This window comes from Hyphomonas beringensis (assembly GCF_000682755.1).
Lineage (GTDB): Bacteria > Pseudomonadota > Alphaproteobacteria > Caulobacterales > Hyphomonadaceae > Hyphomonas > Hyphomonas beringensis.
On record NZ_AWFF01000032.1, the window covers coordinates 19481 to 39822 of the forward strand.

Here is a 20342-nt window from a genome sequence, read left to right on the forward strand (position 1 = left end):
GACTAGATGTCGCCAAATCCCAGCGAGGCGTTCAGCGTAATGATCGCGGCGGCCAGATCGGCCTGCGTATCAATCACGGTCTCACGGCTGGCGATCAGCTGACGCTGGGAATCCAGCACGTCCAGGAAGCTCGACAGGCCTTCCCGATAGAGCGCTTCCAGCTGTCGATAGGCCGACTCGCTGGCTTCGACGGCGCGGTTCAGCTCGTCCAGACGCTGTTGCAGCGCCTCAATGCGCACCAACGCTGTCTCGACTTCCTGAAGCCCGTCCAGCACGCTTGCGCGGTAAGTTGTCAGCGCAATATCAGCCTGCGCCTTCTGGGCCTCCAGCCGTGCCTTGCGCGCGCCTGCATCAAACAGCGGCACATCCAGTATGGCGGACAGGCCAAGGGTCACCTGTTCAGCCACCGAATTGCTGGAGCCTCCACGGGCCTGGATGGTGCCCGGCAAACGCAGAGACGGATAGAGATCCGCCTTGCGCGCGCCAACAGAGGCCAGCTCTGCCACCAATTGCGCCTCAGCCGAGCGAATGTCTGGGCGTCTGCGCAGCAAGTCAGCCGGCACTCCGGCGGTCAGCGATCCCTGATAGGTCGGCAGCTCTTCCTGACGCTCACTTTTAAGCACCAGATCTTCCGGGCTGCGGCCAGCGAGAACAGACAGTGCATAATCGGCGCTTTTGCGCGTTGCTTCCAATACGCCCTTCTGCGCGCGGGTCCGGGCCAGATCAGCGGCCACACGGTCAACGTCCAGCGCCGGGGAGAGGCCTGCATTATAACGCGACTGCACAATCTCCAGCGTCTGCGTCTGCAAATCGAGAGAGGATTGCAGCAAGACAAGCCGGGCCTCTGCGCGGCGCAGTTCGATATATTGGAGAGCGGCCTGACGGGTTACCAGCCGCCGCACATCATTGACTGTGATACGCGCTGCTTCCAGGCGCGCCATCGCGGCTTGCACATCGCGTTTGTTACCGCCCGCAATGTCCACATCATAGCCAAGCGTGCCGCCCGCGGCAGCGCTGACATCGCCGTCCACGCCGCCCGTCAGCACTGAGTTCAGCTGCGTCTGCATGAAGCCATCAAAAGACGGCAGCAAGGCCGCGCCGGCAATCGTGACATCCGCCTCCCGCACACGCACATTCGAAAGCGCGATATCAATATCGAGGTTCTGTTCCAGCACGACATTCATGACCCGGGAAAACTCCGCATCATCGAAATTCTCCCACCAGTCCGCATCCATGGCCTGATCGGCTTCCGGATTGATCTCAGTGAGGTATGTGTCCGCTACGGGAATGACTGGCGGCTCGGTCGACGGGCCAACCATACAGCCCTGCAGCACAGCCAGACAGGCGATTGCCGAAATCGAATACTTCATTCTGCAGGCCCCATATGCGTCTCGGGCTTTTCGCCGTGAGCGCTCTTGAGTTCATGGTCCAGTGCCTTGCCACTGGAGGTCCGCGTGCTCGCAAATCGTGCAATGCCGAGATACAGAACCGGCGTCAGGAACAGGGTGAATACGGCGGCCAGCCCCAGCCCCCCGAACACGACCCAACCAATTGCCTGGCGTGCCTCAGCCCCTGCCCCGCTGGACAGGATGAGTGGCACAGCGCCCAGCGCCGTGGAGATCACGGTGATCAGAATAGGCCGGACACGGATGGAAGCCGCTTGCTGAACCGCTTCGCGCACAGACTTGCCCTCTCCCCTCAACTGGTCGGCAAATTCGACCAGCAGAATTCCGTTCTTCGCCATCAGGCCGATCAACAGGATCAGGCCGATTTGCGAGAAGATGTTCAGCGACGTTCCCGTCAGAACCATCGCATAGATGGCCGCCGCCAAGCCGAACGGCACGATCAGCATGATGACCAACGGGCTGGTAATGCTTTCGAACTGCGCGACAAGCGCCAGGAACACAATGATGAGGGCAAAGCCAAAGGTCAGCAGCAATTCGTGAGAGGACTCTTCAAGTGTGGCCGCCTCTCCCTGCAGAACCAAATTCATACCGCTTGGAAGCAGCTCAGCCGCAATGCCTTCAATCTCTTGAACGGCATCGGCCATGGGAACGCCTGTTGCGACATCCATTTCAAACTGGATGGCCCGGCGTTGCTCCACACGGTCAAGCTGGGCCGCAACGCCTTCTTCCACGATCTTCGTAAGGCTGGACAGCGGGATCAGCGCGCCTGTGGAGGAGCGGACATAGAGGTTGCTCAAATCCGTTGGCGACACGATGGCAGTGGCCTGGGATTCCAGGAAGATCGGAATAGTCTCATCATTCACGTTCAAATCGACCAGGTCTTCGCCTCCGACCATGGCTCTGAGGGTCAGGGAAATCTCTTCCAGCGGCACATTCAGATCCGCCGCGCGGCGACGGTCGATCTCGACGCGCAGCTGGGGCTGGGTCGGCTGATAGGAAATTTCCGGATTGAACAGGTTAGTGGATTGCGTCTCGATGCGGTTCGCCATCTCCCGCGCGACCTCATAGATCTCCTGATAGTCCGCGCCGGTGATCGCAACCTGCAGACCCGACCGGTTGCCCCAGCCAACGGCCAGGCTGCTGCGACCAAACGCAGAGACGCGCGCGCCGGGAATGTTGGACAAGGGCTGACGCAGGCTGGCGATAATATCCTGCTGGCTTTTCTCACGGTCATCCCATGGCGCCAGCTCCGCCGTTACCATCACGCGGTTCGGGTCCCACTGGCCAACAACTGTAAAGACAGACCTTATCTCGCCGCTATCGACCAGCGGCTGCAGGATTTCCTCAATCTGGTCTGCCTGGCGTTCCATATAGGAAATGCCAACGCCATCCGGCCCGGTCGCAAAGACCTGGATGCGACCCCGGTCTTCCGGTGGCACAAGCTCGCTGTTCAGATTCTTGAAGGCGAAATAGGCGCCGCCTGCCAGCGCGACGGAAATGAGTACGGTGATGATCGGGTGCGTCAGGCTGGTATTCAGCGCGCGGTCATAGCCGCCCTGCATCACGCTGCCCACAGAGGAGATGAAACCGGATTTGTGGTCTGTCTCTTCCTTGAACTTGAACTGCGCCGCAATCGCCGGTGCGATCGTCAGCGCCACAAAGGACGAGATAATCACGGCGATGGCGAGCACGAAGCCAAACTCCCGGAACAAGCGCCCGGTCATGGAAGGCAGGAAGGAGATCGGCACAAACACGGCAACCAGTACAGCGGTCGTCGCGATGACGGCGAAGAAAACCTGCTCGGTGCCCAGCACAGCTGCAGCACGGCGCTTCAGCCCTTCGGACTGACGGCGCTGAACATTCTCCAGAACGACAATCGCGTCATCCACGATCAGGCCGGTCGCGAGAACCAGGGCCAGCAGGGTCAGCAGATTGATCGAAAAGCCAAAGGCCCAGATGCCGGCCAGCGTGCCGATCAGAGCCACAGGGATCGTCACCGCCGGAATGATCGTCGCCTTGAGAGAGCCGAGTGACAGCCAGATCGTCGCGATCACGATCAGGATCGTGAACAGCAGACTGGTCACCACTTCGCTGACGGAGGTTTCGATGAAGACGGCCTCATCGGAGGTGATCAGAACCTCCACATCCGGCAGGCGCTTGTTCAGCAGCTCCACCTTCTTCTTGATATTGCTGGAAATCGCAATCGTGTTGGACTGCGCCTGTCGGACAACACCCAAGCCGATCACCGGCGCACCATTCAGACGCAACATGTTCTCTGCATCCGCCGGGGCCAGCACCACATCCGCCACATCGCCAATCCGGATCGGGTCGCGAATGATGACATCCTTCACCAATTCCGGCGTTGCGGCCGTCGCTTCGGCGCGCACCAGCAATTCCTGGTCATCCGAGCGGAAGCTGCCAACCGGCACATCAAAGGGCGCCGCCCTCAGAGCCGTTGCAACATCACTGATCGTAAAGCCAAAGCGGTTGAGGCGAAGCGGATCGATCACCACGCGCATCTGGCGCTTACGCGTGCCAAATTCCTGCAGGGTGGCGACACCTTCGACAGCCAGCAATTCCGGCGAAATATCCTTTTCGATGATCCGGGTCAGTTCATCTTCCGGTACCGTGTCGCTTACGACGGCAATCGTCATGATCGCAGACGCATCCTCATCCGCCTTGGTGACGAAGATGTTCTCGACCCGGTCCGGCAATTGGCGGTTCACGCGGCTGACAGCCTCGCGCACATCCGAAGCGGCCACGTCCAGATCCACACCGGGATTGAACTCGACACGGATACGCGCGCTGTTCTCTTCACTGGAAGAGACAATTTCCCGGATGCCGGAGACGCGTGCAACGGCGCCTTCCAGAACACTCGTCACTTCTGCATCAATGGTTTCCGGCGCCCCGCCCGGCAAGGTTGCCCGCACCATGACGATGGGCTGGTCAACATCCGGCAGCTCGCGTACTTCCGTGCCAAACAGCGCGGCGAGGCCCGCAATAATGATCAGCAGGTTCAGGACTGTTACAAAAAGGGGACGACGGACAGCAAGTTCCGCAATCCCGCCAGAGCGGCGAAAATGCATTATTCCAGGGCCCCTTGAGCCGACACCGCACCCGAGGGCACGCCCCGGCTGATTTCCTTGCGCGACTCCACAATGTTCATCACCGGCGTGCCATCACGCACCTTCTGAACCCCTTCGGCAATGATCAGATCACCTTCCTGAAGATCGGCGCGCACCAGGACGCGGCCTTCCTTGCGGGTAATGATCGTCACCGGCATGCGCTTGGCCTTGCCATCTTCGACCGCCCAGAGGTACGGGCCATCGCCGCCCCAGACGATGGAAGCTTCCGGCACTTCCGGATAGGCGTCGCCGGCCACATCAAAGCTGACGCGGAAGCTCATGCCCGGGCGCAGCACATCATCGGAATTGTCGATGGCCGCACGCACGGTGAAGGATCTCTCTTCCACATTGATACGGCTGCCGACGACCGTGACTTCTGCTTCGACCTTGGCATTGACGCTGGCGAATGGATCGACATGCAGAATGCTGCCAGCCTCTATCTGGCCGAACAGCTGTTCCGGAAGCGAGAAGTCAACAAACAGGACGTCGCGGTCATCAATGCGGGTTATCTCAGTGGACTGAGTGACGCGCGCCCCGGGATCAATATCCGTGAAACCAACATAGCCAGAGAATGGCGCCCGCACCGCGCGGTCGTCCAGCAGCTCTTTAGACACGTCCAAATCCACTTTGGCCGCCTCGACGGCCGTCTTGGCAGCATCAATCTGGCTGGTAGAGACAGCGCCGGGCACATCAATGCGCTCATAACGCTCCAACAATTGCTGGGCATCCTTCAAGGCGATCTCAGCCTTCGCCACGGCTAGGCGCTGTTGGACATTATCCAGCTGGGCCAGGACGGTGCCCTTCTTCACATATTGCCCGGAGACAAAGTTCACGGATGTCACTAGGCCCGACGTTTCCGGGAATATCGTTGCGGCGCGCTCTGCGCGGGCCGTACCGACTGCCTCCACTTTCGAGGCCTCATGTGTCAGGCGGACTGGCTGAGCGATGATGCGCACACTGCGCTCGGCATCGCGCGCAGCCGGCTGCTGCGCCTCGTTTGACCCGCCGCACGCCGTGACGAGCAGAACACCCGGCACCAAAGCAGAAACTAAAACCTTGTTAAATAACACTTTTATCACCAAACCCGATCGGCCGCCTGAAATATCTCTCGTTAAACGGCCGATACGCCAAAATCCGTCGCAGAAATCTCGTATTTTTCGCTGCCATAGACACAGGGGTTTGCGCCCACGCAACGACCAGTCAGTATCTATAACAACAGATAAATTGATATTGCTCTAAGACCAGTCATTCCGGCGCTTTTGCAAGATTAATGTACACGGCCGCTTCGTTCATATCTTTGGTTACGTTCGGCGCGGCGGAACAGATCCTCCCTCGCCGGGCTACGCCGAAAAGCCCGACGCGGACCCCATCTGAGTCGGTAGCCACCCCTGCCTGCCCCCATCCCTGCCCGGCTTTGAACCAGCCCTGCTATTTTTCCCTGACAAGGTGACGCGGAACTGTAAGTCGCGCCCCCTCAAAACGTCACACAAAATTCATCTGTACTCCAAGTTTTCATGCTCTTTGCAGACTTTTGACGACACGGTTCCACCTCAAAGCGACAAAGCGGGCTTGTGTAGTGGAATTGCCGCATATCTGTTGCAAAACCTTGATTTGAGACACCCAACGGCAGTGACTAACCAGCGCCCCGGGGCGGCCATGTTGCGCCGCACACAAAGACGGGTTGAACAATGAAACGTTACTATCTCTCCGCGACGGCGATCGCGGCAATCGGCATTTCCAGCCAAATATCTGCATACGCACAAACTGCACCAGCAGATGACTCCCGCCGCCTGGAAGTTGTCACTGTGACAACACAGAAGCAGGAACAGTCCCTCATCGATGTGCCGATCAACGTGTCGGTCACCAGCCAGGACCTGATCGACAAACTGGCCGCCGATGACCTCGAAGATCTAGGCAATTTCATCCCGGGCCTGTCTGTTCAGGCGCAAAGCCTCAACGCGCCCAGCTATTCCCTCCGCGGTGTGGTGTCCGATAGCGGCACCCCGCGCGTCGCCATGTTCCAGAACGGCGTAGCCATCGGTAATCCGGGCTTCGCCTCGAACCTCGCCATCTATGACATGGAACGCGTCGAGGTCGTCAAAGGCCCGCAGGCCACCCTGTTCGGCCAAGGCGCGCTCGTCGGCGGCATCAACTTCATCCAGAACCACGCATCCCTGAATGGCAATTCCGGATCCGTGACGCTGGAAGGCGGCGATTACAGCTTCCTGCGCGGCGAAGGCCACTATAATTATGTCGTCAGCGACACTCTTGCGGTTCGCGTTGCTGCCCAGATCAAGAATATGGATGGGTATGTTCCGAACACGGCCAACTCACCGGACCTGATGGGCCAGGACACGACAGCCCTGCGCACCGCCATCCGCTGGGCCCCGACGCCGAAACTGACTGCTGACCTCTATGTGAATTATCAGGAAGATGATTCCACCGGCACGCAGTTCACCTCCGGCTTCTTCCCGGTCAATGGCAAGGTTGACCCGTATGGCGCCACCGCCATGAACGTCAATGATGACCAGGTTCGCGGCAAACTCGGCAATGATCGTGAGCTTTTCTATGTCACCTCGAACATCGAATATGATCTGAACGATGCCTGGTCCCTCACCTCTCTGACAGACTATCGCAATCTGTTCTCGAACGAAGCCTGGGACTCTGACGGCGTAGCCCTCAACCTGCTTCAATTCTATCAGGCCCGTCAGGCCAACACGTTCAGCCAGGAACTGCGCCTCAACTATGATGCCGGTGGCAAGCTGACCGCCTTCTTCGGCGGCAACTATTTTACAATCGAGGGCAAAGACGTCCTGCGCTTCTCGACAGACGAAGCCTACGCCCAGTCCCTGTTCGCACCACGCCTCGTCAGCGCTGTTGCCCCGGCCGGCACAACCGTAGATCAGTTCGGCGCCTATCTGGCATCCCAGGGCCTGCCCGGCGGGCAAAATCTCGGCAGCTTCGATACGCCTCTGCAATACTCCATGCTGGCCTTCCTTACGGGCGGCGGCGCCCTTGCTCCACTCTATGACGAACATCTTGAGGAACAGGTTGCCACCTATGGCCGTGACACCTACGACCTCTTCGGCGATGTGACCTATGCCCTGACGGACCGCCTCGAACTGACCGCAGGTCTGCGCTACACCAAGGAAGAATTGTCGGCGAGCACCATTGCCCACGTCCTTAAATCCAACCCATATCTGGGTGGTCGCAACGGCGTGACCCTGGCCCCGACCGTCGTTTTCAGCAGTGCAACGGTGGACAATCTCGCCTCGGGCTCTGCGGACACAGATGGTGCCTTCACCTGGCGTCTGAACGCATCCTACCGCGTCTCTGATGACATCAACACCTGGATCGCTTATGGCCGCGGCCGTCGTCCGGAAGTTCTGTCCGCCTCCGGAGCGACCTATGATGTCATCGATGCCGAGACGCTGGACAATGTGGAAGTCGGCATGTTTGGCCGCTTCTTCGATGAGCGCCTCCAGATGACCAGCTCCATCTATTATGGCGAGTACAACGACTTCCAGACAACGAAGTTTGACCCGCTTCAGGGTATCTTCATTACGGAGAATTCCGGTACCGCCACCCAGTATGGCTTTGAGTTTGACGGTCAGGCGCTGGTGTCTGACAATGTCCGTCTGCTGGCGACCTATGCCTATACACACTCCAAATATGATGATGAAGATGCTGACGGCAATCCGCTTCAGTTTGCCGGTAACAGCTTCCGCATCAGCCCGGAGCACAGCTTCTCTGTGGCCGCAGACATCACCATCCCGGCGGGTGAATACGGCCAGTTCTCCATCGTCCCGACCTATATCTGGAAAGACGACCACTTCTTCGAAGACGACAATGGCTTTGACTATGTCGCCGATGGCAATGGTGGCTTCACCCGGGTTCGCGAGACATATCCGGATGGCACACCAGTCGACGAGTTCCAGGATGCCTATGGCATTGCCAATCTCCGCGTAGGCTTTGACAGTGCCAGCGAGCGTTGGGGCGCCTATGTACTCGGTGAGAACATCTTCGATGAGGAATACCTGATCGACGTGGGTAATACCGGCGGCGCCTTTGGTCTGCACACGATCATCCGCGGCAAGCCGCAAATGCTGAAAGCGGGCGTCTACTTCAAGTTCTGATCCCCCTGACCTGGCCGGAGCAAATTGATTGCTCCGGCCTTTTTCTTTCAAAGACAGGCACACACCATGAAATACCTTATCGCTGCCGCTCCTGCCGTATTGCTCGCGGCCTGCAGCCAGGCAGAAGAAGCCAAGACAGCCCCTGCTGTCGAAACTTCACAGGTTGAAACATCCACTCCGGAAGCAGTGGAAGAAACCGTAACCTTCAAGACGCTGACCGGTGAAGCTCCGATCATCATCGCCCATCGCGGCGCAAGCGGCCTCTACCCGGAACACACGATCAAGGCATATGAAACGGCCATCGAACAAGGCGCAGACTTCATTGAGCCGGACCTCGTCATGAGCTCCGATGGCGTTCTCTTCGCCAATCATGATGGCTATCTGTCCGACACGACGGACGTCGCCGATCACCCGGAATTTGCAGACCGCAAGAAAGTCCGCCAGACACCTTTTGGCGACCGCGAGGATTGGTGGTCTGATGATTTCACCTGGGAAGAACTGAAGACCCTGAAAGCGCGCCAGCGCGTCGAGGGCCGTGCCCAGGAATATAATGACCAGTTCGATCTCGTCTCGTTTGACGAAATCCTGGATCTGGTCATGGATCAGGCCAAGAAAGGCCATAAGGTCGGTCTGCACATTGAGGCCAAATGGCCCAGCCACTTCTCCGCCGTCGGCATGGACATGGTTGCCCCCATTCTGGATGCCATGGACGCCAAGGGCCTGAAGGCTGCCGGTATTCCGGTCTATATCCAGTGCTTTGAACCGCAATTCCTGGCCGATGTTGCCGAGAAAAGCGACATTCCGCTGATCCAGAATCTGATCGGCCCGCCCTATGACAAGATGCTGGGCATGGAAATCAGCCTGGATGACGTCACCACGGCGGGCGTTGGCGCGAACAAGACCATGATCCTGAATGAAGACGGCACGACCACTGACTATATTGATCGTGCCCATGACAAGGGCGTTCTGGTCCACGTCTTCACTGTGCGGGATGATGAGCCCGCCCCCGGTTTTGCAGACTCCCGCGCAGAACTGCGCGCCCTGCTCGACGCTGGCGCTGATGGCATCTGGACAGACTATCCCGGCACCGCCGTGGAAGTTCTGGAAGACTACGAAACATCAGATCAATAGGCTCAGCTGAGCCGCACCAAACCTGATGCGATCCGAAACAAAAAGGCCGCACCTTCTGACAGGTGCGGCCTTTCTTGTATGGAAGGTTCGGCCCATTCACATCGGCCTGACAGATCACAGATCTTTCGTGGTGACATCCAGATCCGTCGTCACCGGAGAATCTGCACGCCCGGAATCTTCCACAACCCGGAACTCCCCGCGGCAGGTGTCGCCAGTAAAGCTAGCGCGCAGATAGCCACGCTTCTTGCCATTCAGATAAGACACATGCGGATTGGCATCGCGTACAATTTCCATATCGCGTGCCCATGGGCAGAAAGAGGCAATCGAGCTGCCCACCAGTTCATGGCCAATCCGGCGAGATGAGGGATCGAACTGGTTTTCTCGCAGCGTTGACGCCATCGCCGTATGCCAATCGCCTGTAAGGAAGACTGGATTGGACACATCATGACGGGCCAGCACGGACGACAGGCGATCCCGCGCGGCCGGATAACCATCCCAGCTGTCCATATTCGTCACCGGCTCTTCCGGCGCCTCGGTATAGCGGTAGGATGTAAACCAGATCTGCGTCGCGATCACATTGAAATTCGCCTCGGACCGCTTCAGCTCGCGCGTTAGCCAGGCCTCCTGCTCATGCCCCAGCATGGTGCGGTTCGGGTCAAGCGCGTCTTCGCAATAGGGCTTGCGACCATCACCACACGCCTGGTCGGAGCGGAATTGGCGGGTATCCAGCAAATGCACCTGAGCCGGGCCAAAACGGTATTTATTGTAGAGCTGCAAAGCCGGCTTCATATTCTTCAGCACTGGCGGCTGCTCTATTGGCATATGCTCATAATAGGCCTTGAAAGCGGCGTACTTCCGAACCTGGAATTCCAGCGGCGTCTGTTTCTCCGGGTCCTGAGGAATGTCAGCCGCCCAATTATTGTCCACTTCATGATCATCCATCGCAACGATCCATGGCGCAGCGGCATGGGCCGCCTGCAAGTGCGGATCAGACCGATAGAGCGCATAGCGATTGCGATAGTCCCACAGCGATGTGATCTCGCCGCTATTATGCTGGCGCACGATCTCGAAAAGACGGCGCTCGCCACCGCCAACATCCATCATGCGCGCCCCCAGCGGGCTGATCCCACCCTCATAGATATAGTCACCGACATGAACCACACAGTCCGGAGACCAGTCAGCCATGTCGCGATAGGCCGCATAATTACCCGTTTCATAATGCTGGCATGAGGCAAGCGCGATCTTCGCAGACGCATCTGCCGGATTGGAAGTGCGGGTCCGCCCGACAGGGCTCTCCTCATCGCCAAAATAGAACTGGTAGAAATACTCGCGGCCTGGCTGCAACCCCTTCACCTTGACGTGTACGGAGTGCGCCTTGTCACCTGATGTTTCTACAACACCATCCTGCAGCGTCTTGCGCATGGCGGCGTCACTGCAGACCCGATATCGTACCTGGGCGATGCCTTCTGGCATACCGCCGCCCTTCAGCGGCTCCGGCGCCAAACGTGTCCAGAGAATAACGCTATCGGGATGGGGAGACCCTGAGGCCACACCCAGCGTGAAGTGCGGTTTGGTGCTTTGGGCGAGGGCCAGCTTGGGCACCCAGAGGGCAGCACCTGATGAAGCAAGAAACAGACGACGGGAAAACATGGGGCAAGACCTTTGATAAAGGGGTGAAAGGGGAAGGCCACCGGCGGGGGATATCGCCGGTGGCCAGCCGTCCAATGCGGGCGAACACCTGACCGGGCTTGCACCCGGTCAGGTCATTGGACGGTTAGAAGGAGTACTCGTACTGGATCCAGAACGAGCGCGGCTTACCGTTCCAGCCATACTGGCGATAATAGGCCGCATCGTTTGGCCCGATCTCGCCTCGAACAGCCGCCCGATCGCGCGTATAGCTTGATCCGCCTGAGGCTCGTTCAAAATAATCTTCACCCAGAAGGTTCACCCCACGGATCAGGAAGCGGTGCTGTTTCTCATCTCCCAGGAAGTACTGAACAGACCCGTTGAGTACGAAATAGTTACCGAAGTTCAGACGCTCAAAGACGCGCTCGCCCTGCGGATTGACCAGTCGGGCCACAGACGTGCCGGAATTTGCAAACTCGTCGCCCTGCCAACGCGGGTTGAGGGAGAAGACCCAGCGATCTGTCGGCTTGTAGGTAATCAGACCGGACAGCGTCCAGTCAGGGCGCTCGGAGGACTGGATCTTGCGGTCACTGCCGCGAACACCGGGAATGATATAGCCATCCGGTGACAACAGCGCGGCAGACGCTCCTCTGGCGGTCAGCGTGCCTAGCTCTGCGGCCGTATAGTTTCCGTCCAGCGTGATGGCTGTGCCCTCAAGCCGGGCGAACTGGCCAAAGGTCGCGTTCTCCTCAAGGGATTCCATCTTGGTGAAGGAGAAGTCAGCCGCCCATTTGTCGAGGTCGAAGGCCACATCGATGGTGAAGCCCTGGATTTCCTGGGTGTTCAGCGCGTTGACGGAAACCCCCTGGCTGGCGTCAAGATTGTTTGAGGCCGCATAGGAACAGAAACTGTCCGGCGGGATGATCGATTTACGATTGTTCTGGATCGCAGATGTATCATTATCCAGATCCGGATAGAGCGGATTTGCAACATCGTTTGCATACTGCAGACAGACTTGGCCAATGCTGCGGGACGAGAAGAGATTTTCAATGTCGGTATCGAAGTAACCAATCTCGATATTGTAGGTACCGCCGAAGATATCCCCGTCGATCCCCGCACCAACATTGAGGGCATCAACCTTTTGTGGCTCAAGCCCTGGATTGATGTTGGTGGTAGGACCAAAGGCACCAATTTCATCAATCTTGGGCAGGCTGTAGGATGTCCCACCTGATCCACGCGCATAGAGTCCGTAGCCGAGATTCTGACGCATGCCGACTTTCCAGACTGACTGGTCATCGAATTTGTCATTGAAATCCTGGCGGGCGGCGAAAGATCCGCTGAAACCATCCAGAACAGGCAGGCTCAGGCGCAGGTCACCATAGATGCCCGTGCTGCTGAGGGTCACATCACGGACACCGAAATCATCGTCGGAATTATCGCGGTAGCTCGTATTCTGAACCCCGGCGACCACTTCCACCATGTCGTTGATCGTATATGTCGCGCGGGCGTTGAGGCCGAAATCGGTGTAACCGGACTCTCTTTGGTCAACCGTTCCGAAGCCTTTGGTCGGGCCACCATCCCCGAAGCTGGCCGTTGACTGGATGACATAGCCAATCGGGTTGCCAATCGGGAACGGGTTGTCGAATGTTCCAAAGGGCTGGCCATAATACGGGCTGTCCGGATCATTGTTCAGCCAGAACGACCGGTCGATTCCGTCCGGCGTGTTTGCCTTATCGTCATACGCGCCACCCGCGCCGCCATAAGGGTTTGTGACACAGCCAGCGGCAAGGCCCGGAATGTCTGCGGCAAATGCCTCGAACTGCGAAGCCGTACTGAAGCTGGTGATACCCTGATCGGCCGCGAGGGCCTGAATGTCTTGCGGCAAATCCTGAACGCGCGGAATCTGACAGATGCGGGCGTCGATCTCATTGTTTTTCAGTTGCGGGTTCTGGTAATGCCCTTCGACTTCCAGCTTCAGCTTGTCATTGAAGCGGTGCTCGAAAGCGGCATTATAGATCGGGAATTCCGTGAAGTTCGGCTGGAAGACTGTCGACTGCGGGAAGGAGTCGCGAAAATCGATCGTGGAATAGGAGGCGCCCAGACGCAGGTCTGTTTCGGGGGCAATCTGCCAGAGATATTTAAAGCCCAAACTGTTATAACTGTAAGGGAACTCGTGGCGGCCACCCAGGGCCAGCACATTGTCGCCATAGGCATCTTCGGAAAACAGCTCGTGCGCGTCCGTCTCATAGGAGCGGCCATAGACCAGGAAAGAGTGCTTGCCTTCCTTGTCGAGCGGCACGGATATGTTGCCGTAGATTTCGCGTGTTTTGAAAGCGCCGGCATAGACCCCGAACTGGCCGTTTAGCGTTCCATCCGGCTCCTTTGTCTTCACACTGACGACACCCAAGCCGCCATTGGACCCGAAATACAGGCTGTTGCCACCACGATAAACTTCAACAGAGCTGATCATACGCGGATCAATCGCTGTGGCCGGCCAGAGGTCCTCCAAAGGTGAGGACCGGTCAAAATATGGTACGCCATCCACCAGCAACAGCGTGTCACGGTCTGTGCCGCCATCGATGCGGATCGTGAATTCGCCTTCGTCAGGAGAATAACCGATATTGGCGCCGCGGATCAGGCCGGAAGCCAGTTCACCGAAATTGGTGAAGCCGCCTGTTGCAATCTCCTCATCTGTGATCAGCTGCACCTGGGTGCCGTATTCAGCGAAATCTATCGCCAGGTCGCTGACCGACGCATCCACTGTCTGCCCCTCAACGCGAATTGTCTCAAGGCGCTTTGTGTCTTCCCCACCGGCGTCCGGCTCCGCCAAGGCAGCGGGAATGGCAGCTGTCGCCAGAAGGGCGCTCAAGCTGAACTTCAACATTCTGTTCATTGGAAATCTCCGTATAACCCCATCACCCACCGGCCATCGGCGGGCCGCGGCAAGGCACAGGAAATGCTGCATTGCCACACCGCCGCTCTAGAGGCCGAACGCAACACTTCGATGAAGATTAAGCAAAACTTAGATGAACTGTATTTACTTCAAATGCGATTTATAATTGAGGAATACTCAACATAGGGATTGATGATAGCTGGAGTTGAAAATGGCCCATGGCTTAGCCCCCTCCGGGGCACATGATGTTGCCGCGATTGCGCGGACCACACGCGGATACCTCATGGACTGGGATGGATGCTGCGCTATCGAGAATACAGTGTCGCCTGCTGCGGCACGCTTTCTGAAGGCCAATCAGGACTGTGTTGCAATCGTCTCGAACAATTCCACACAGACCCCTCAGGACTTTCTGAACATTCTCTCTGCTGCCGGAATTGATATACAGGCGGAGCAGATCATTCTGGCCGGTATGGAAGCCATAGATGCGGCCCGCAAATATACTGACAGCCAGGTCATGGTGATGGGAGACCCGCACATGCGGGGCATCGCCCGGAATGCCGGCTTGCAGCTGACGCAGGAAGAGGCAGACGTGATCGTCCTGTTGCGTGACACGCGCTTCACCTATCGCCGTCTGGAGCGGGCCGTGAACAGTTTGCGACAGGGGGCCAGACTGATCGTGGCCAATCCGGATCTCACGCATCCCGGCAAGAATGGCCGCATCAAACCGGAGACGGGCGCCCTGCTGGCCGCCCTGAAGGCTTGTATCGATCCGGCGTCAACCGACATTGAGATCATCGGCAAACCGGGCCCGCATCTTTTTCTTAAGGGATGCAAGGCATTGGGCCTGTCACCCGCACAAGTGGTGATGCTGGGTGATAATCCGGCAACGGACCTGGCAGGCGCCAAAGCGCTCGGCATGAAGGCCATATTGACCTCTACTGACACGCCGGAAATCTTTGAAACCCTGCTGGGTCTACGCTAAAGTCTAGAACCGCTTCAGGGACAAAACATCGAATGTTTTCTTGAGAGTATCGGTCGCCCGGTCATAGTCCGCCAGCGCCAGTGCGGCGATCAGCGCGTCCAGCACACATAGCTGTGCAATACGGCTGGTCATGGCTTCGGTGCGGAACTTTGTTTCGCGTGCCATGGTGAAGAGTTTCACATCCGCATAGGCCTGCAGGGGGCTGCTGGAAAAATTGGTCACGATGATCGTTTTCGCCCCGGCATCCTTGGCAAGTCTTGTCGCAGCAAGTGTTTCATGTGTCGCACCAGAGTGCGAAATGGTCAGCACAGCAACGTCCGGTCCGGTTCGCGAGGCGCTGATCGCCTGCACATGGCTGTCCACCACAACCCGCGCATCCAGGCCAATGCGAAGCATGCGATACTGCGCGTCTTCGGCGATCGGGGCAGACGATCCGATGCCATAAATCTCAACCCGCTTGGCCTGGCGGATGATGTCGACGGCGGCGGCCACGGCATCGGCATCCAGAATCGAGAGCGTATCCTTCAGGGCCTGAATGCCGGCATGGAATGTCTTGCGGCAAACTGTGGCTGTATCATCCTTGGGCTGCAAATCCTCATGGATGAACTGAACCGGCTGGACAACTTCCTGAGCCAGGCTCAATTTCAATTGCTGAAAGCCTGACAGGTCCAGCTGCCGGCACAGATTGATAACACTACCATCGCTGGCGCCGGTCGCTTCGGCCAGTTCGGTGACAGACATGCCGACCACCTGCCGGGGATTATCCAATATGTAGTCCGCAATGGACCGCGTGCTGGGCCCGAGGGAATCATGACGCACACGAATGCGGGTCATGACATTGTCCACAATGGGCACATCACTGCGCCGACGCGCCGGAGATTTCCGTTTGCTCTTACTCTCAGTCATGCCGCCCTCTGTATAGATATATTGAGTTATATTCAAATTATCTCAACGGTATATGAATTCCGTAACACCAATGTCACAAGCAGGTGTTATTCGCTGACCCAGTGATATCGCGGCGCACAAAAGGCGTCCGGACGATTTGCCAACAGGGGAACACGCATGCGAATTCTCTCATTTCTCATCATGGTCACCCTGTCCCTCATGCCCGTTTCGGTGGCCGCGGCGCAGGCCATTGGCAGCGCCGAAAAGCCATTACGGGTGATGCTGATCCCGGCGGATGGCGGCACCGAAGACGGCACCAAGGCAGACTTCCTGCCCCTGTTCAATGCCATCACGCGGTCCAGCGGCCTGCATTTCGAGGTCAAGACGGGCCAGAGCTATTCCTCTGTCATTGAAGGCATGTGCGCGGGCCTGGCAGACATCGCCTGGTTCGGGCCGGCCTCCTATATCGAGGCGCGCGACCGGAACTGTGCGCAGCTTCTCGCAGTGGAAGAGCGCGATGGCAGCTCCACCTATTATGCCGGCCTGTTTGTCGGCGCCAATTCGGATGTGGACTCATTAGACGACATGAAGGGCGCCTCTCTGGCGCTCGGCTCCAGCCATTCGGCCAGCAGTTTTGCCTATCCGCTGGCCATGCTCGTCAATGCCGGGATTGATCCGCTTAAGGATCTCTCGGCCATCCGCATTACCGGCAGTCACACAAACAGCCTGCTGGCCCTGCGCAATGATCTGGTCGATGCGGCGGGTGCCTCCTTCATCTCCTTTGAGCGCGCCGTCAATCAGGGCGATCTCAACGCTGCCGATTTCCGCCTTGTGGCCAAATCAGACCCGATCCCCAATCCGCCCATCGCCATGCGGCCGGGCCTGCCGGATAACATCAAGACCAGTCTGAAAGTGGCCATGTCCACCGTGCATGAAGACCCGAATGTCCGGCCGGAATCCATTCGCGGCTATGGCGGCAAGCAAGTTGACCGTTACAATACGACTGCGCCTGAAGCCCTGTTCGACAAGGTCGTCAGCACGACCGCCTTCCTGACAGATGACTATCAGGCCGCCATCCTCAGAAAGGCTGACGACTCTCAGCGCTTCTAGGCCAGAGGGAGCCCGCTTCTGTTTATGACTGATCGCCTTCCCCCCGCCCCTGCCAGCCCGGCCCTTGAGCTGACGGCCCTGACCAAATCCTATCGCAATGGGCCAACGGCGCTGGATGATATATCGCTGAAAATCGAGCAAGGCAGCTTTTGTGTCGTGCTCGGATCATCGGGCTCCGGCAAGTCCACCCTGTTGAAATGCATCACCGGTCTCGTGACGCCCTGCCGCGGAGAGATCCGCGTAAAGGGCCGCCCGATGACGCGCCGCAATCTGCGCACCATCGGCATGGTCCATCAGGATTTCGGCCTGTCCGAGCGGCTGACGTCCGCTCAGAATGTCATGGCGGGCGCAGCGGCCATAACGCCCTTGTGGCGCATCCTGCTGCAGGCCTATCCCCTGCCCGTTCAGCGCAAGGCCTGCCAGCTGCTGGCCCGTGTCGGCCTGACAGAGGCCCATGCCAATCGCCGCGTCAAGGCGCTGTCCGGCGGGCAGAAGCAGCGCGTCGGCATTGCCCGCGCCCTGATCACTGACCCCAGCCTGATCCTGGCCGACGAACCCGTGGCCAGCCTGGACCCGCGCACCTCCGCCGAGATCATGCAGCTGCTGAAAGATGCCGCGCGGGAGCGGGGCGCCGCAGTCTTGTGCTCTCTGCACCAGATTGATCTGGCGCGCGCCTATGCCGACCGGATCATCGGCCTTCAGGGCGGCCACATCATCTTTGATGGCCCGCCGGCTCAGCTGGACCGCGCGGCCCTCAGCGCGATTTTCAAGGCGGAGGACTCCGGCCCTCATCTGAAATTCGCGGTGGCCTGAGATGACTGATATGCCCGCCTCCTCCGCCGCGCAGGCATGGAAACTGAAACAGCCCTATGGCTGGCGCACGCTTCTTGTTCTGGCGGCCTTGTTTGTCTTCTCGGCCATCTCTGCCGAGCGGATGCAATTCGACCGTATGCTGAGCCAGATAGGAGATTTTGCCCTGGCTAGCGTCGGCCTGAAGCAGGAATCCCAGATCGGCAAGGGCATGGGCCGCGTGGTTCAGGACATGTTTCCCATTGCCATTGCCGAACGCCGTCCGGTTGAGCTGATCGAGCCATTCGACGAAGCGAAGCTGCCGCTCTTTTCCCATATCGAAACCGTGAGCGTCGAACAGTCCAGCCTGAACCCCGAGACGCTGCAGATGGATACGGTGAGCCTTGAGAAGGCCTATCTGGTCGAACCGGTCGGGTATCTTGTCTATGTGCTGGGAAAGATGGTCGAGACCATCGAGATCGCAGCCTGGGCCAGCCTGGTCGCCATTCTGTTCAGCCTGCCGCTGGCCTGGCTGTGCGCAGGAAATTACTCCCCTCATCCGCTGGTCTACGGTGCGGCGCGGTCTTTGGTCTCTTTCTTTCGGGCCATTCCGGAATTGATCAGTGCCCTGTTTCTGGTTCTGGCATTCGGCTTTGGCCCGGTTGCCGGCATTCTGGCGCTGACCTTCCACAGTATCGGCTTCCTGGCCAAATTCTATGCCGAGGATATTGAGGGCGCCGAGACAGCCCCACAGCAGGCCCTGAAGGCGGCGGGCGCCAGTAATTTCACCATATTGCGGCTGGCCGTTCTGCCGCAGGTTCTGCCCAGCTATACGGGCCTCTCTTTCTATATTCTTGATCGCAACATTCGCATGGCGACCGTGATTGGACTGGTCGGCGCGGGCGGGATTGGCCAGGAGCTGAAAGGCCGCTTTGACATGTTCCAGTATGACCGCGTTGGCACGATCCTGCTGGTGATCTTCCTGACGGTCATGGCCCTGGATCTGATCTCCGCGCGCTTCCGCCGGGACATTGTATGACGCGGCCAGCAGTTTTACCCGGCATGGCGGGGGCCATCCGGTAAGGGGAGCTGAGTTCGGGTTGTAAGTTCCGTGTCAGGACGTGTCTGGGGCGGGGGCGCGATAGGCTGCGCGCAGGTCTGCGATTGCAGATTCCATGAAATTGCACAGCGCGCTCAAGATGAACGGCTGGGCGTCCTCTGCAAACTCGACCGGCATATCGCTGCCCAGCGCCGGGCGTTCCCAGGCGGGCACGGCAGGCGCTTCATATTTGTAGAGATTCTTTGGTTTTGGCTTCGGGCGGTCGGACGCATATTTTAAACGGACGGAGCCATAGCGTGTGATGCGCAACAGGAAGTGCTGCCCGGTCTCTTTCTGATATTTCGCAATGGCCCAAAGTTGCAGCCACAACCACGGCCAGAAGACCGGGTGGACATAGGCAAAAGCCGGGGCAAAGCGCGGATCCGTCATGTTCCCAATATACACCGGGAACGGAGGGTGTCGGACAAGTTTATTTTTACCCCAGTGTTTGCTGCAGGTTGGGGGTGATTTTTTGTGGGATAAGCCCTGTGATGCGTCATCCCGCCCAAAGAAAAACGGCGAATGCCGGGATCAGCATTCGCCGTTTTGTCTGGTCCGGTACGCCTGATCAGGCGGCAGCGTCGATTTTCACCAGTTCGATGTCGAAGGTGAGATCCTTGCCAGCCAGCGGATGGTTTGCATCCAGCGTCACGGCATTGTCATCCACAGCGACCACGGTGACCGGAACAACTTGTCCCGTCTGGGTCTGCATCTGCAGGCGCGTACCAACTTCGGTCGGGATGTCTGCGGGGATCTGGCCGCGCGGCACTTCCTGGCGCATGTCCGGATTGACCGGGCCGTAGGCTTCGTCTGCAGGCACGTTCACGGTTTTCTTGTCGCCAATCGCCATGCCCGGAATGGCAGAGTCGAGGCCCGGAATGATCTGGCCGGAACCGACCTGGAAGGTCAGCGGCTCACGGCCTTCAGAGCTGTCAAACGTCGTGCCGTCATTCAGCGTGCCAGTGTAATGAATGTGTACCGTATCGCCGGATTTCACTTGCGTCATAAATTATCCAATCTGTCTGGAGGTGAGTTTCAAAGGCCGCGTCACGCTCGCGGGTGCTTTGCTGGGGTTCACCGCTCAAGGTAGGAATTCTGACGCAGATGTAAACCCGCCGACAGTCAAGTTACCTCACCTGCAGCAAAAGCGCTTTGCGGGA

General features: G+C 58.4%; 14 protein-coding genes. 6 read left to right on the forward strand and 8 right to left on the reverse strand.

The features are described from left to right. Positions 1–2 precede the first annotated feature (2 nt). The 3 genes from HY29_RS06840 to HY29_RS06850 are packed head-to-tail and all read right to left on the reverse strand — an operon-like array spanning position 3 to position 5568. Entirely contained in the window at positions 3–1370 is a 1368-nt protein-coding gene (locus HY29_RS06840; protein ID WP_051601223.1) for an efflux transporter outer membrane subunit, read from the reverse strand. Further along, complete coding sequence (locus HY29_RS06845) at positions 1367–4492, reverse strand: efflux RND transporter permease subunit (RefSeq protein ID WP_034794625.1); 3126 nt, start codon at positions 4490–4492, stop codon at positions 1367–1369. The genes HY29_RS06840 and HY29_RS06845 overlap by 4 nt, the downstream gene beginning before the upstream one ends. Further along, positions 4492–5568 (reverse strand): efflux RND transporter periplasmic adaptor subunit, encoded by a 1077-nt coding sequence (locus HY29_RS06850; RefSeq protein ID WP_162176682.1) that lies wholly within the window; start codon positions 5566–5568, stop codon positions 4492–4494. The genes HY29_RS06845 and HY29_RS06850 overlap by 1 nt, the downstream gene beginning before the upstream one ends. Before the next feature lie 651 nt (positions 5569–6219). Here HY29_RS06850 and HY29_RS06855 point away from each other — a divergent pair. After that, positions 6220–8667 carry a TonB-dependent receptor gene (locus HY29_RS06855; protein ID WP_034794629.1) on the forward strand — a complete coding sequence of 816 codons (2448 nt, stop codon included), beginning with the start codon at positions 6220–6222 and terminating at the stop codon, positions 8665–8667. 66 nt (positions 8668–8733) lie between these two features. After that, the gene (locus HY29_RS06860) at positions 8734–9798 is read left to right on the forward strand and encodes a glycerophosphodiester phosphodiesterase family protein (protein ID WP_034794632.1); all 1065 of its coding nucleotides are present in this window, start codon (positions 8734–8736) and stop codon (positions 9796–9798) included. Positions 9799–9912: 114 nt separating this feature from the next. On the opposite strand, the gene HY29_RS06865 is transcribed toward HY29_RS06860, so the two are convergent. Both HY29_RS06865 and HY29_RS06870 read right to left on the reverse strand, forming a co-directional pair. After that, positions 9913–11448, reverse strand: coding sequence for an alkaline phosphatase D family protein (locus HY29_RS06865; RefSeq protein ID WP_034794636.1), 1536 nt, complete (start codon positions 11446–11448; stop codon positions 9913–9915). 124 nt (positions 11449–11572) lie between these two features. After that, positions 11573–14317 (reverse strand): TonB-dependent receptor plug domain-containing protein, encoded by a 2745-nt coding sequence (locus HY29_RS06870; RefSeq protein WP_034794638.1) that lies wholly within the window; start codon positions 14315–14317, stop codon positions 11573–11575. Positions 14318–14528: 211 nt separating this feature from the next. Between HY29_RS06870 and HY29_RS06875 the strand changes: the two genes are divergently transcribed. Next, positions 14529–15299 carry an HAD-IIA family hydrolase gene (locus HY29_RS06875; protein WP_051601225.1) on the forward strand — a complete coding sequence of 257 codons (771 nt, stop codon included), beginning with the start codon at positions 14529–14531 and terminating at the stop codon, positions 15297–15299. 3 nt (positions 15300–15302) lie between these two features. On the opposite strand, the gene HY29_RS06880 is transcribed toward HY29_RS06875, so the two are convergent. After that, on the reverse strand, positions 15303–16205 hold the full coding sequence (locus HY29_RS06880) for a MurR/RpiR family transcriptional regulator (protein WP_034794641.1): 903 nt from the start codon (positions 16203–16205) through the stop codon (positions 15303–15305). Between the two features lie 156 nt (positions 16206–16361). Between HY29_RS06880 and HY29_RS06885 the strand changes: the two genes are divergently transcribed. From HY29_RS06885 to phnE, 3 genes are read left to right on the forward strand one after another with little or no spacing between them, the layout of a single operon-like run. Further along, entirely contained in the window at positions 16362–17294 is a 933-nt protein-coding gene (locus HY29_RS06885; RefSeq protein ID WP_034794644.1) for a phosphate/phosphite/phosphonate ABC transporter substrate-binding protein, read from the forward strand. Between the two features lie 24 nt (positions 17295–17318). After that, positions 17319–18107, forward strand: coding sequence for a phosphonate ABC transporter ATP-binding protein (locus tag HY29_RS06890; RefSeq protein WP_051601226.1), 789 nt, complete (start codon positions 17319–17321; stop codon positions 18105–18107). 1 nt (position 18108) lies between these two features. Continuing rightward, positions 18109–19122, forward strand: coding sequence for a phosphonate ABC transporter, permease protein PhnE (phnE, locus tag HY29_RS06895; RefSeq protein ID WP_155838235.1), 1014 nt, complete (start codon positions 18109–18111; stop codon positions 19120–19122). A gap of 75 nt (positions 19123–19197) precedes the next feature. Here phnE and HY29_RS06900 read toward each other — a convergent pair whose 3' ends face one another. After that, entirely contained in the window at positions 19198–19572 is a 375-nt protein-coding gene (locus tag HY29_RS06900; RefSeq protein ID WP_155838236.1) for a hypothetical protein, read from the reverse strand. Positions 19573–19750: 178 nt separating this feature from the next. Further along, positions 19751–20188 carry an FKBP-type peptidyl-prolyl cis-trans isomerase gene (locus HY29_RS06905; protein WP_034794652.1) on the reverse strand — a complete coding sequence of 146 codons (438 nt, stop codon included), beginning with the start codon at positions 20186–20188 and terminating at the stop codon, positions 19751–19753. Between the last annotated feature and the right edge of the window lie 154 nt (positions 20189–20342).

Coding starts and splice junctions, on each gene's coding strand:
- HY29_RS06840 (WP_051601223.1), bottom strand. CDS start 1,370: ATGAAGTATTCGATTTCGGCAATCGCCTGTCTGGCTGTGCTGCAGGGC.
- HY29_RS06845 (WP_034794625.1), bottom strand. CDS start 4,492: ATGCATTTTCGCCGCTCTGGCGGGATTGCGGAACTTGCTGTCCGTCGT.
- HY29_RS06855 (WP_034794629.1), top strand. CDS start 6,220: ATGAAACGTTACTATCTCTCCGCGACGGCGATCGCGGCAATCGGCATT.
- HY29_RS06860 (WP_034794632.1), top strand. CDS start 8,734: ATGAAATACCTTATCGCTGCCGCTCCTGCCGTATTGCTCGCGGCCTGC.
- HY29_RS06865 (WP_034794636.1), bottom strand. CDS start 11,448: ATGTTTTCCCGTCGTCTGTTTCTTGCTTCATCAGGTGCTGCCCTCTGG.
- HY29_RS06870 (WP_034794638.1), bottom strand. CDS start 14,317: ATGAACAGAATGTTGAAGTTCAGCTTGAGCGCCCTTCTGGCGACAGCT.
- HY29_RS06875 (WP_051601225.1), top strand. CDS start 14,529: ATGGCCCATGGCTTAGCCCCCTCCGGGGCACATGATGTTGCCGCGATT.
- HY29_RS06880 (WP_034794641.1), bottom strand. CDS start 16,205: ATGACTGAGAGTAAGAGCAAACGGAAATCTCCGGCGCGTCGGCGCAGT.
- HY29_RS06885 (WP_034794644.1), top strand. CDS start 16,362: ATGCGAATTCTCTCATTTCTCATCATGGTCACCCTGTCCCTCATGCCC.
- HY29_RS06890 (WP_051601226.1), top strand. CDS start 17,319: ATGACTGATCGCCTTCCCCCCGCCCCTGCCAGCCCGGCCCTTGAGCTG.
- phnE (WP_155838235.1), top strand. CDS start 18,109: ATGACTGATATGCCCGCCTCCTCCGCCGCGCAGGCATGGAAACTGAAA.
- HY29_RS06900 (WP_155838236.1), bottom strand. CDS start 19,572: ATGACGGATCCGCGCTTTGCCCCGGCTTTTGCCTATGTCCACCCGGTC.
- HY29_RS06905 (WP_034794652.1), bottom strand. CDS start 20,188: ATGACGCAAGTGAAATCCGGCGATACGGTACACATTCATTACACTGGC.